Annotated in this window: 11 protein-coding genes; 3 read left to right on the top strand and 8 right to left on the bottom strand. The window is 53.2% G+C overall.

The window, feature by feature from the left end; genetic code table 11:
* From cheW to otsB, 8 genes are all read right to left on the bottom strand, one after another.
* Positions 1 to 498 carry a chemotaxis protein CheW gene (gene cheW / locus EPG66_RS00425; RefSeq protein WP_010258541.1) on the bottom strand — a complete coding sequence of 166 codons (498 nt, stop codon included), beginning with the start codon at positions 496 to 498 and terminating at the stop codon, positions 1 to 3.
* Between the two features lie 23 nt (positions 499 to 521).
* Positions 522 to 2,504, bottom strand: a complete 1,983-nt coding sequence (gene cheA, locus EPG66_RS00420) for a chemotaxis protein CheA (protein WP_182686015.1) — start codon at positions 2,502 to 2,504, stop codon at positions 522 to 524.
* Positions 2,505 to 2,515: 11 nt separating this feature from the next.
* Entirely contained in the window at positions 2,516 to 3,457 is a 942-nt protein-coding gene (gene motB / locus EPG66_RS00415) for a flagellar motor protein MotB (protein ID WP_031591453.1), read from the bottom strand.
* On the bottom strand, positions 3,454 to 4,341 hold the full coding sequence (gene motA / locus EPG66_RS00410) for a flagellar motor stator protein MotA (RefSeq protein WP_031591454.1): 888 nt from the start codon (positions 4,339 to 4,341) through the stop codon (positions 3,454 to 3,456). Before motA ends, motB begins: the two co-directional genes overlap by 4 nt.
* A 133-nt stretch (positions 4,342 to 4,474) precedes the next feature.
* Positions 4,475 to 5,053 carry a flagellar transcriptional regulator FlhC gene (gene flhC / locus EPG66_RS00405; RefSeq protein WP_010258532.1) on the bottom strand — a complete coding sequence of 193 codons (579 nt, stop codon included), beginning with the start codon at positions 5,051 to 5,053 and terminating at the stop codon, positions 4,475 to 4,477.
* On the bottom strand, positions 5,050 to 5,403 hold the full coding sequence (gene flhD, locus EPG66_RS00400; protein ID WP_010258528.1) for a flagellar transcriptional regulator FlhD: 354 nt from the start codon (positions 5,401 to 5,403) through the stop codon (positions 5,050 to 5,052). Before flhD ends, flhC begins: the two co-directional genes overlap by 4 nt.
* Positions 5,404 to 6,422: 1,019 nt before the next feature.
* Entirely contained in the window at positions 6,423 to 7,859 is a 1,437-nt protein-coding gene (gene otsA / locus EPG66_RS00395; protein WP_010258527.1) for an alpha,alpha-trehalose-phosphate synthase, read from the bottom strand.
* The gene (gene otsB, locus EPG66_RS00390; RefSeq protein ID WP_022625498.1) at positions 7,856 to 8,644 is read right to left on the bottom strand and encodes a trehalose-phosphatase; all 789 of its coding nucleotides are present in this window, start codon (positions 8,642 to 8,644) and stop codon (positions 7,856 to 7,858) included. The genes otsA and otsB overlap by 4 nt, the downstream gene beginning before the upstream one ends.
* Before the next feature lie 454 nt (positions 8,645 to 9,098).
* On the opposite strand from otsB, the gene eptA reads away from it, so the two are divergent.
* The 3 genes from eptA to pmrB are packed head-to-tail and all read left to right on the top strand — an operon-like array spanning position 9,099 to position 12,462.
* The gene (gene eptA / locus EPG66_RS00385; protein ID WP_182686013.1) at positions 9,099 to 10,727 is read left to right on the top strand and encodes a phosphoethanolamine transferase EptA; all 1,629 of its coding nucleotides are present in this window, start codon (positions 9,099 to 9,101) and stop codon (positions 10,725 to 10,727) included.
* Complete coding sequence (gene pmrA / locus EPG66_RS00380) at positions 10,727 to 11,407, top strand: two-component system response regulator PmrA (protein WP_010670822.1); 681 nt, start codon at positions 10,727 to 10,729, stop codon at positions 11,405 to 11,407. The genes eptA and pmrA overlap by 1 nt, the downstream gene beginning before the upstream one ends.
* Complete coding sequence (gene pmrB, locus EPG66_RS00375; RefSeq protein ID WP_083067807.1) at positions 11,404 to 12,462, top strand: two-component system sensor histidine kinase PmrB; 1,059 nt, start codon at positions 11,404 to 11,406, stop codon at positions 12,460 to 12,462. Before pmrA ends, pmrB begins: the two co-directional genes overlap by 4 nt.
* The last annotated feature ends 68 nt before the right edge of the window (positions 12,463 to 12,530 follow it).

Here is a 12,530-nt window from a genome sequence, read left to right as displayed (position 1 = left end):
TTACGCGCTACGCAGGTTATCCACCAGCGCCATCTCGTCGCTGCTCAGCAGCTTCTCAATGTCGACCAGAATCAGCATGCGATCGCCCAGCGCACCCAGACCGGTCAGGTACTCGGTGGACATGGTCACAGCGAACTCTGGTGAAGGACGGATCTGATCCTGGGTCAGCGACAGCACATCAGAGACGCCGTCAACCACAATACCGACCACGCGATTTTCCAGATTCAGCACGATAACCACGGTGTTTTCATTGTACTCAACATCGGGCTGCGCAAACTTCACGCGCAGATCGATAATCGGCACGATAACGCCGCGCAGGTTAGTGACGCCGCGAATAAATTCAGGGGTATTTGCGATACGCGTTACCTGATCGTAACCGCGAATTTCCTGAACTTTGAGGATATCGATGCCGTACTCTTCGTCACCCAGCGTGAAGACCAGAAACTCCTGACCCACGGTTTCGCCAGCGATTTTTGTCACGGTTGCCATTCCATTCATGTTATTTACCCTTTCGTTATCAATCAGGCGGCAGCGCCAGCCACACGTTTTTCACGGTTAAGTGATTGCAGTGCTGAAACATCAACAATCAGCGCCACGCTACCATCGCCAAGAATGGTGGCGGCGGAGATGCCCGGCACTTTGCGATAGTTACTTTCCAGGTTCTTCACCACCACCTGATGCTGGCCAATCAGCTGATCGACCAGTAGCGCGTAACGTTTGCCCGCGCTTTGCAGGATCACCACGATGCCCTGAGTGGCCTCGGTTTTGGCATCCTGCACATCAAAGACGTTCCACAGCTCGACCAGTGGCAGATATTCGCCACGCACTTCCAGCACGCACTCGCCACCGGCCAGCGGTTTCAGCTCTTCGGCGCGCGGTTGCAGCGACTCCATCACCGCATTCAGCGGCAGAATAAAGACTTCATCGGCCACACGAACGGACATTCCATCAAGGATGGCCAGGGTCAGCGGCAGCAGGATACGAATGGTGGTGCCTTTGCCCTGCTTCGAGGCGATTTCGACGTGGCCGCCCATCTCCTGAATATTTCGTTTCACTACGTCCATACCGACGCCACGTCCTGAAACATCCGTCACCTGCTCTGCAGTGGAGAAGCCTGGCGCGAAGATCAGCATGCCGACCTCTTCGTCGCTCATGTTCTCGTGAACCGGCAGGCCCGATGAGAGGGCTTTAGCCAGAATACGTTCACGGTTCAGACCGGCACCATCATCAGACACTTCGATGCAGATGTTGCCGCCCTGATGTTCTGCTGAAAGCGTCAGGTTACCGGTTGCCACTTTACCGGCCACCAGACGTTTCTCTGGCGTTTCGATACCGTGGTCAAGGCTGTTACGCACCAGGTGCGTTAAGGGATCGATGATGCGTTCAATCAGGCTCTTATCAAGTTCGGTTGAGCTGCCCAGCAGCGTCAGTTCGACCTCTTTGCCGAGTTTGCTGGCCAGGTCACGCACCAGACGCGGGAAGCGGCTGAAGACATATTCCATTGGCATCATACGAATCGACATCACCGATTCCTGCAGATCGCGGGCGTTACGCTCCAGCTGACCCATGCTGTTCAGCAGGTCGCCGTGCGCGACCGGATCGAGTTCGCCGGAACGCTGAGCGAGCATTGACTGGGTAATGACCAGTTCGCCAACCAGGTTGATCAGCTGATCGACTTTCTCCACCGCAACACGGATGCTGGTGGATTCGCTCGATTTGGCCGGTGCCGCGACGCGCTTACTTTCACGCTTCACTGCGGCCACCGGCAGTTCGGTGACGGTGGCGGTGTGAACTTCTTCCACCACCGGTGCGGCCTCGGCTGCAACAGCAGCTGGCGCGACAACGGCTTCGTCAGCTGCCGGGAAGCGGATCTGTGCTTCATCGATGACGAAGCAGAGCACCGCCACGATGTCATCTTTACCGACGCCATCAATGCAGACATCCAGCGTGGTGCTGCCTTTCTGTACGTTGGTCAGGGTGCCGAGATTACTCATCTCTTCCAGCATCAGATCGACCTCTTTCTCTTTGAGATCGATCAGCTGTACACGCAGGCCGCTGGTGCTGGCCGATTCTGCGCTGGCAGTGGCAACGCTGGCCGGAACATCAACCGGCAGACCTTTGGCCTCTAGCGCCAGCTGGCGCAGCGCTTCACAGATATATTTGAAGCTCTCCGCGTTAGGCTCCTGCGCGGTTTTATAAGCATCGAGCTGTTCCTGCATAATATCTTTGGTTTCCAAAAACAGGTTGATGATGTCGGTGCTGAGCTGCATCTCGCCGCGACGAGCACCATCCAGAATGTTTTCCAGGATATGAGTCGTTTCCTGTAATACCGTAAAACCAAAGGTTCCGGCCCCACCCTTAATGGAGTGAGCGGCACGGAAGATGGCGTTAAGCTGTTCCGAATCTGGCTCCTGCGGGTCTAAACCCAACAGGTGTTGTTCCATATCCGCTAATAGCTCATCGGCTTCATCAAAAAACGTCTGGTAAAAATCGCTGATGTCCATACTCACGGGAATCACCTCGGCTGTGAGGGGGCTGCTGTATTCACCGCGCCGCCTGGTGTTGCAGGTGCGGTAATCTGTTCAATGGCCGCCGGATCGCTGATCTGGACGGCATCACTTTCTGCGTTCTCTTTTTCTATTGCCGCTTCCGTGTCGTGGTTCAACACCAGCAGGCTGATGCGGCGGTTAACGGCGTCATTACCGCCACGATTTTTCAGGCGCATGGTGTCGGCCATACCTAACACCCGTAAAATTTTGCCGCTGTCTAAGCCGCCCATCACCAGTTCACGGCGTGAGGCGTTAGCACGGTCTGTCGACAGTTCCCAGTTGCTGTAGCCTTTATCACCGCTGGCATACTGAAAATCATCGGTATGTCCGGCCAGGCTCATGCGGTTCGGAATGTCGTTAAGGATTGGCGCTATTGCACGCAGAATATCGCGCATATAGGGCTCGACCTCGGCCCGACCGGTCTTAAACATCGGGCGATTCTGGCTGTCGATAATCTGAATACGCAGCCCCTCTTCCACCATGTTGATGATCAGATGCGGGCGCAGCGCTTTCAGGCGCGGATCCGCTTCAATCAGCTGGTCGAGCTTTTCACGCAAACGGTTAAGGCGAATCTCATCCAGCTTGCGTTTCTGGGCATCCATATCGACGACTTTATTGACTTCGCCAATTTTTTTCGTTGGATCATCACCACCGCCGGGGATCGGGCTCTCGCTGTCGCTGCTGCGCGCCCCGCCGGTAATTGCTACCTTCAGCGGTGTTTTGAAGTAGTCTGCTATCTGCACCAGCTCCTGCGGGTTGGCGATTGAGAGCAGCCACATCACCATAAAAAAGGCCATCATCGCCGTCATAAAGTCGGCGTAGGCAATCTTCCACGATCCGTGGCTGCCTTCATGGCCTTTATGTTTGCGCTTTTTGATCAGCACAATTGGGCGATTGCCGTGTTTCATGAAGCCTCGTCTGAAGTCTGTTTAGCCGGGTTCTTGGCGTTACGTACGTGCTCTTCCAGTTCGCTGAACGACGGACGCTCGGCGGAATAGAGCGTCTTACGACCAAATTCCACCGCAATCTGCGGCGCGTAACCATTCAGGCTCGACAGCAATGTCACCTTAATGCACTGCATCATCTTGGTGGTTTCCGCACACTTCTGACGCAGTACTGACGAGAGTGGAGAGACAAATCCGTACGCCAGCAAGATGCCCAGGAAGGTGCCCACCATCGCATGTGCGACCAGCGCACCGAGTTCAGCGGCCGGACGATCGGCCGAAGCCAGTGCATGGACCACGCCCATTACCGCGGCGACGATACCGAATGCCGGAAGACCATCACCCACTGCAGCAATACTTTGCGCTGGTACGTCACACTCGTGTTCGTAGGTCTCAATCTCTTCATCCATCAACGCTTCGATTTCAAAGGCGTTCATGTTGCCGCTCACCATCAGGCGCAAATAGTCAGTAATAAAATCCACTAACTGTTTATCGGCAAGAATGCGGGGATAATTAGCAAAAATTTCACTCTGGCTCGGATCTTCAATATCGCTTTCCAGCGATAACATGCCCTGCTGACGCGACTTCGCCATCAGGCGATAAAGCAGCGCCATTAAATCCATGTAAATGGCTTTATTGTATTTGGAGCCGCGAAATAACTTAGGCAGCGCCTTAAGCGTTTTTTTAATCGATTTACCGTTGTTGCCGACTAAAAAAGCACCGGCACCGGCACCGCCGATCATTAATAATTCGGCTGGCTGATAAAGCGCGCCCAGATGGCCACCTACCAGCGCATATCCGCCCAACACGGAGCCTAAAACAATCAGGTAACCTATAATTATCAGCACAAAAAAATCCTTACGTCCGTAACGTGTTGGTGGAAGTTAAGCCAGAGAGCCGCAGATGTTATTCCTGAACCGCAAGCAAAAAAAAAGCAGCGGTATTAACCGCTGCTGGATGGCTTCCACAGTGCGAACAAACTTAAACGGCGTGTTTAACCTGTTCATCCAGCAGTTGTGGAAACATATCGGCAGGTTCTGCAGAAAGTTTACGTCTTTTTACTGCCCGTGATGGTGGCTGGCACAGGCTGCAGGTAAAGCTGCCAACCGGCTGATGCGCATGATTAATAAAGCTGCCGTTGCAGCTTTTACAATCTGCCAGTTCCAGCATACCGCTATCAACGAATCGGACCAGGGTCCAGGCACGAGTCAGCGCCAACAGCGGGCCCTCGTCCGATTGAGGACACTGTTCAAGATACAGGCGGTAAGCTTTAATCACGGCATCGACGCCGCTGCACAACCCGGTTTTCAGTAAAAACTTCCAGGCGTTACAGAACATAGAAGCATGAATGTTCTGCTCCCACGTCATAAACCAGTCCGTAGAGAACGGCAGCATGCCTTTCGGTGGCGGACTGCCACGTAATTCTTTATAGAGCTTGATCAGACGACCGCGGCTCAGTTGGGTTTCGCTCTCAAGCATCTGTAAGCGGGCACCTAATGTGATGAGCTCCATCGCGAGATGAATATCACGTGCTTCCTGAACAATACTTTTCTCACTCATGACATTGCTCTCTTTTTAGCAGGTGCATCATCTTTAGACGCATTACGCAGTAAACGGCTCGATAATAAAATGCCGGTGTGGATTTGTTGTAAATCATCCACGCGTGATTCCTGCGTCAGGCGATTAATGGTGCTGCTATCGGTAAAACGAAACTGGCAAACCAGTTGATTGGTTTCCGCCATTTTTACCATCTCAGGCAATGTTAATTCAGATAATGCGTTCGCCATTTTCTCGTCAATTCCGAGGCGAAACATTGCAGAAGCTTTATCCTGGTTAATTAAACGCTGCGCAAGCAGTAAATAAGACAAGTTGAGATCGTAAATATGTTTCAGTACTTCAGAGGTGCCCATTATTTTTCCATCCTGAGAGATGCGACGTAACTGTATCGCAGAATAAATCTGCGGTTCGAGCTGCTGTTTGTTAAATCAAAAGATGGCAAAAAAAACTTTACGTAACGTTAATGTCACCGTTTTCGCCTTCCATTTTTGTGTGGGTTTCAGACCCACCGAAGGTCGAAAATCCATGCCATTTTATTTTCGAGTTCTGGACATCTTCCGTGACGTCTTCTTACATTTTTTAGGACTATTCCGAAAACAACGCAAATCTATATCGTCTGATTTCGACATACAACGACAGTGGTATGAAATTTTAGATAAAGTGTGACGCAGATCACACTTTTAACGCAAATTTCTTCAGCAACCCTTTACCATTACTTACCGACTGGTCATTTTTTGAGCAAAAAAGCCCGATTTTAAGTCCAATTGGTCCTGAGAAAGGTTTAATAGGGGGTAAAAGCATCGCTATTCGACGCTTTGCGCAGTCCGGAATGAATATCGGGTGTTAATCGTTTTAACACCCTATTTAGAACCACCCAAAGAAAGGTTATCAGCATATTATGCTGCCGCGACCTTCAGGTATCTGCTTTTAAATTAGTTACTTAAGGGGAGTATCGCAGAGGGTGAGTAATGAAATCGTTAAGGTTTATACGGCAGCAGGTCAGATTTCTGGCAACCTGACGTTAACAGTGGTGGCGGGGTGTACAGACTCTGATTCCCACTGTAACAAGGGGTTATATAAGAAAATCGAATGAATTAACGAAGGGTTATGCGTTGGCACTATCACTATCGGCAGCCTGAAGAGAAACTTGAGTAAAGAAGGTAAAGAAAGCGGCAGGGGCTGACAGGACGGGGATTTCCGGGCTTACCTGCATTTATCGGGCCACTCCGGGCAGCCACTGACGTTATCAGCGTAGAATCGTAACAAACGGCCATTAACAGATAGCAGGCGAGTTTTCTGTGATCTGGACCGAAAAAAAAGCAGCGACGCCGTAGAGGCGCCGCTGCTTTCATAACCTGAGTCAGAACAGATATCAGGCGAGTTTTGGGAAGGTCGCGACCTTGTTAACCGTGTTGTGGTCAACGCTGCGCGGTTCAATGCGCTCCAGGTCTTTCAGGAAGCCTTCACGCCAGGCGGTAATATCATTTTTACGCAATACCGCCATCATGTCGTTGTAGCGTGAAATCCTTTCGGTACGCGGCATAGTAATCGCCTTATCCAGCGCGGCGGCCACTTCATCACGGTCATACGGATTTACAATCAGCGCAGAGGTGAGCTCGTTGGCCGCACCCGCAAAGCGCGACAGCACCAGTACACCGGGATCATCCGGGTCCTGCGCAGCCACGTACTCTTTCGCCACCAGGTTCATACCGTCACGCAGCGGCGTAACCAGACCGACATCGGTCAGACGGAAGATTTTCATCAGCAGTCGACGGTCAAAATGCTGGTTAAGGTAGTAGAGCGGGGTCCAGCCCAGCGTACCGTATTTACCGTTGATGCGCCCTGCTTCGGTCTCCAGCTGATGACGGATATCCTGATACGCCTGCACATCGCCGCGCGAGGTCGGTGCAATCTGCGAGTAGCGAATTTTGCCGCGATGCTGCGGGAAGTTCTCCAGCAGCGCTTCATAGGCAAGAAAACGCTCAGGCAGACCTTTGGAATAGTCGAGACGTTCGCAGGCAATAATATTGCGTGCATCGCCCAGCTCTTTCTTCATGGCGGCCATTTTTGGTGGCAGCGGCCCTTCGGCCATCTCTTTAATACTGTCTGGCTCAATCCCGATGGGATAAACCTCAGTCATAAAGGTGTTGCCAAAGGCGCGATGTTTTTTGTCGCCCTTATTCTGCAGCTGAGTGAGCTGGCTGACGCTGTCGAGGAAGGCCACCCGATCCGATTCGGTCTGGAAACCCAGCAGGTCATATTCGCACAGCATTTCCAGAAGCTCTTTGTGCGGCGGCAGCGCATTAAATATTTCAGGCGTCGGGAAAGGAATATGCAGGAAGAAGCCGATGCGGTTATTAATGCCCGCCCGACGCAGCGCGGCTGCAAACGGTAAAAAGTGATAATCGTGGATCCAGACAATATCATCCGGCTTGATCAGCGGTTTTAAACGCTGTGCCACCGCATCGTTAACGTCGCAATACCCTTCCCAGGCTTCCCGCTGGAACTGCACCAGGTCAAGGCGATAATGGAATGCGGGCCAGATGACAGTGTTTGAGAACTGGCAATAGTAGAGATCGTAATCGTTCTGGCTCAGCGGGAACGAGGCATACTCAATACCCTCATGTTCCTGAACCGTGACTTCTTCTACCTCTTCGCCTGTGTACTCGCTGATTTCACCGTTCCAGCCAAACCACAGTCCACCGGTGCTTTTCAGTGCATCGAGAATACCGACGGCCAAACCGCCAGCGCTGGTTTTTGACCCATCGGGCATGGCGACACGGTTAGATACAACCACTAAACGACTCATAACCTAAACTCCTTACCGACGTTGTCTTGATCTGATAGTAATAATGTTCTTTCCAGCCAGCCGTAAACCGCATCGACATCATGAAGCCGATAATGGGCCTGGGTGGAACCTTCTCCGACTTTGATCGAGACGCCCTGCCGTGCGTTCACGGCCAGAAAGCCCTTCTCATCCGTCAGATCGTCGCCAATAAAGACCGGCGTACGTCCGGCAAAAGGGGGCTGCTGCATAAAGTCGCTGATTGCGGCGCCTTTATCGATACCTGCCGGTTTAATCTCTACCACACATTTCCCCGGCTGAAGCGCCAGTCCGGGAAAACGTTTTACTGACTGTTCAGCCAGTCGCATCACATCCTGCTCATGCTGCATCGCCTGGCGGTAGTGAAGTGCGAAAGCCATGCCTTTTACCTCCAGCTGGGTGCCAGGCCAGGATGCCATGGCATCCTGCAATTCCGCCCTGAGCGATTGCTCCACCTCGACCGGCAGGCTGATGCGTTGCAGATTACCCTCTGCATCACGGCGCTCAGCACCATGTACGCCCGCAGCCGGACCGTACCAGGGAGCGGCCAGCGCATCGAGTTGTTCTATGGGTCTGCCGGAGACCAGCGCCAGCGCGCCCTGCGAGAGTGCAGAGAGCTGCTGCAGTTGCGCGATGACCTGCTCAGGAATAAATACCGCTTCGGGACGGGACTGAATCGCTGCCAGCGTGCCGTCGACATCAAAAAAGAAGGCGTACTGCCCGCCGCTTAATGTCGGGTACCTGGCATGGGTGTCTGCCGCTTGGGTCACGTTACTTCTCCTGAAAATCGAATTTTAATAAAACATTGAGTTAAAACAAGAATGTCCTGACGCAGTCAGGTCAGCAAGCGGGAAATTCTGATAAAGCGGTGATTGAGGGATAAAACGCGGTAACTGGATAGGTCACTCTCCTCAAACTTGCAAGCGCATTGCTGACAATACTGGCTAACTGAGAACATCTTCACAGTAAGTGTAGTCATTAACAGGGGTTATGCCAGAAAGATGCAGGTTTCATGCCAGCCGCTGCGGTTAAGTCAGCATAAAAGCACCATCCCATTCTGCTGCGCTTCCGATGATCGGGCCGGACGCGATCCACTGCTGACTGGAGTCACACACGTATTCCACCCGGCAGAGTCGGCACTCCCCAAAGCTTAAGCTTCTTAAGGTATTCCTAATATTGAAAGCGCATTCTCGTGACACTTTTATTACTCTGGTTCCTGCTCACATGGCGTTTAACCTGAAGAGGCCGCTGATTAGCCGCCTTACGTTGCTGATTCTGGCTGCGATTTACATCGCGGTTTTCCTTAACGTTGCCTATTACCGTCAGGTGCTGGCAGTGATGCCACTGAACGACCTGCACACCACGCTGGTCTTTTTATCGATGCCGCTAGTCGCCTTTAGCGTGATCAATATCGTGATTACGCTGGCCTCGTTTATCTGGCTGGATCGGCTGCTGGCCGCGCTGTTTATTCTGCTCTCCGCCTCGGCACAGTTTTTTATTCACACCTATAACATCGTGGTCGATCGCTCAATGATCACCAACATGATGGATACCACCGCCTCGGAATCCTTTGCGCTGATTACGCCACAGTTGCTCGTAACCCTGCTCACTTCCGGCGTACTGATGGCGTTGCTGCTGTTCTGGCCGCGAATCAAAAAGCAGCAGTGGCGCGGCGTGCTGGCGCGACTGCTCAGCGTATTGCTGTCAGCGGCGCTGATTGTGCTGATCGCCCTGCTCTTCTATAAAGATTACGCTTCGCTGTTCCGTAACAACCGCGAACTGGTAAAAGCGCTGAGCCCCTCTAACAGCATCGCGGCGACGCTCTCCTGGTATAAGCATGAGCAGTTACAGAACGCGCCGCTGATTCGTATCGGTGAAGATGCGCACCTGCAGCCCAGCCGCAGCAGTGGCAAGCCAAATCTGACGATTCTGGTGCTGGGCGAAACCTCACGCGCGCAAAATTTCTCGCTGGGCGGTTACGGTCGCCTGACCAACCCCTTACTGGCGAAAGATAATGTGATCTATTTCCCGCACACCACCTCATGCGGAACGGCGACGGCGGTCTCCGTGCCCTGCATGTTCTCCAACATGCCGCGCGCCCACTATGATGATGTGCTGGCTGCCCATCAGGAGGGATTGCTGGATATTATTCAGCGCGCCGGGATCAGCGTGTTGTGGAATGAGAACGATGGGGGCTGTAAAGGGGCCTGCGATCGCGTTCCGCATCAGGACATGACCAGCCTGAACCTGCCCGGCATGTGTATTGATGGTGAGTGTTACGACGACGTGCTGTTCCACGGTCTGGATGATTACATCAGCCAGTTAAAAGGCAACGCGGTGATTGTGTTGCACACCATTGGCAGTCATGGCCCGACTTACAGCCATCGCTATCCGCCACAGTTTCGTCAGTTTGAACCGACCTGCGACACCAACCAGATCCAGGACTGTTCGCAACAACAGTTGATCAACACCTATGACAACACGCTGGTCAATGTGGATCACATCGTCGATAAAGCCATTAACGTACTGCGTGCGCATCAGGACCACTTCACCACCAGCCTGGTCTATCTGTCTGACCATGGCGAATCGCTGGGTGAAAATGGTGCTTACCTGCATGGCCTGCCCTATGCTATCGCGCCAGACACCCAGAAACATGTGCCGTTGCTGATCTGGCTTTCCGATGATTATCAGAAACGTTATGCGGTTAATCGCGGCTGCCTGAATAAACTGGCGGCGACAGACGATTTTTCACAGGATAATCTGTTTTCAACCATGCTGGGATTAACCGGCACCGCGACCCACGAATATGTGCCTGCGGATGATATTTTGACGTCGTGTCGGAGCCAACCTTAATGAAGATACTGATTGTTGAAGATGACGCCCTGCTGCTGCAGGGGCTGATGCTGGCGCTGGAAGGTGAAGGCTACGTCTGTGATGGCGTTACGCGAGTGCGGGATGCTGAAGCGCATTTCGCCAGCGGCCTTTATAGTCTGGTGGTGCTGGATCTTGGCCTGCCGGATGAAGATGGACTGCATTTTCTGATACGACTGCGGCGGCAGAAGAAGATGACACCCGTGCTGATCCTGACCGCACGCGACACCATCAGCGAACGCATTGCCGGACTCGACGCAGGCGCGGACGACTATCTGATCAAACCGTTCTCGCTGGATGAGTTGCTGGCGCGGATCCGCGCGCTGATCCGCCGCCACGTCAATCAGGGCGACAGTCATGTCAGAGTGGGTGCGCTGGCGCTGGATATGACCCATCGCCAGATTACGCTCAGCGACGTACTGCTGGATCTGACACCTAAAGAGTTTGCGATTCTGTCACGGCTGATGCTCAAGGCCGGGAATCCGGTTCACCGTGAAATTCTCTACCAGGATATCTATAACTGGGAGACCGAGCCTTCTACTAATACCCTGGAAGTGCATATCCATAATCTGCGCGACAAAATCGGCAAAAGCGCTATCCGCACCGTGCGCGGTTTTGGCTATGCGCTGGTGACGCAGGATGGCGTTCGTGAGGCAACATGATAAGACGTTTCGATCATCGCAGTATGCGCTTTCGCCTCATCCTGACCATCGGTCTGATCCTGCTGGTTTTCCAGGTGATCAGCGTGGTCTGGCTTTGGCATGAGAGCAAAGAGCAGATTCAGTTTCTGGTGGAAGCGCAGTTGCAGAAGCGCAACATGGACAGTCACGTTAAGCGTGAAGTGCATGAAGCGGTAGCCAGCCTGGCGGTGCCAAGTCTGGTGATGATTACCCTGACGCTGCTGCTCTGCTATCAGGCGGTGAAATGGATTACCCGGCCGCTTTATCAGCTGCAGCGTGAACTGGAGAGTCGCAGCGAAGAGAATCTTGATCCCGTCGCCTGCCACAGTCAGGTTCAGGAGATCGATGCGGTGACGCAGGCGATAAACCAGCTGGTCGCGCGTCTGAACAGCAGTCTGGAGCGTGAACGGTTGTTCACCGCCGACGTGGCACATGAGCTGCGCACGCCGCTGGCGGGATTGCGGCTGCATCTGGAATTAATCGAACGTAACAGCGATGTCAAAGTTCAGCCGCTGGTGCAGCGCCTGGATCAGATGACGCACAGTGTGTCGCAGCTGCTGAATCTGGCGCGCGCCGGACAGTCCTTTACCTCTGGCACCTATCAGAACGTGGGGCTGATTGAAGATGTGATCCTGCCAATGGAGTCGGAGCTGAGTATCATGCTGGAGGCGCATCAACAGAAGCTGATCCTCGATCTGCCGCAGGAGCAGTTTGTGCGCGGTGATGCCACGCTGCTGAAGATGTTGCTGCGTAACCTGGTTGAGAACGCCCATCGCTACAGTCCGGATAACAGCACCATCAGTGTGCAGCTGGTGTTAGCTCCTCAGCCGATGCTGGTGGTGGAAGATCAGGGTCCGGGAATTGATGAGAGTAAAAGTGGCGAGCTGAGTAAAGCGTTTATCCGTATGGACAGCCGCTACGGCGGTATCGGACTCGGGCTGAGCATCGTCAGCCGCATCGTCCAGTTACACCGGTTTCAGTTTTTCCTAGAGAACCGCCGCGACCGAAGCGGTTGTCGTGCCGTGGTGAAGTTTTAAGCGCTGAACCAGGCGGAGAGGAACAGAACGACCGTGGCTGCGGCAATCAGCAGTGCAGCATATTCACT

The organism is Pantoea pleuroti, from assembly GCF_014156615.1.
Classification (GTDB): domain Bacteria; phylum Pseudomonadota; class Gammaproteobacteria; order Enterobacterales; family Enterobacteriaceae; genus Pantoea; species Pantoea agglomerans.
Note: the sequence above shows the minus strand (reverse complement) of the source record. Positions and strands in the feature narration are given on the sequence as shown.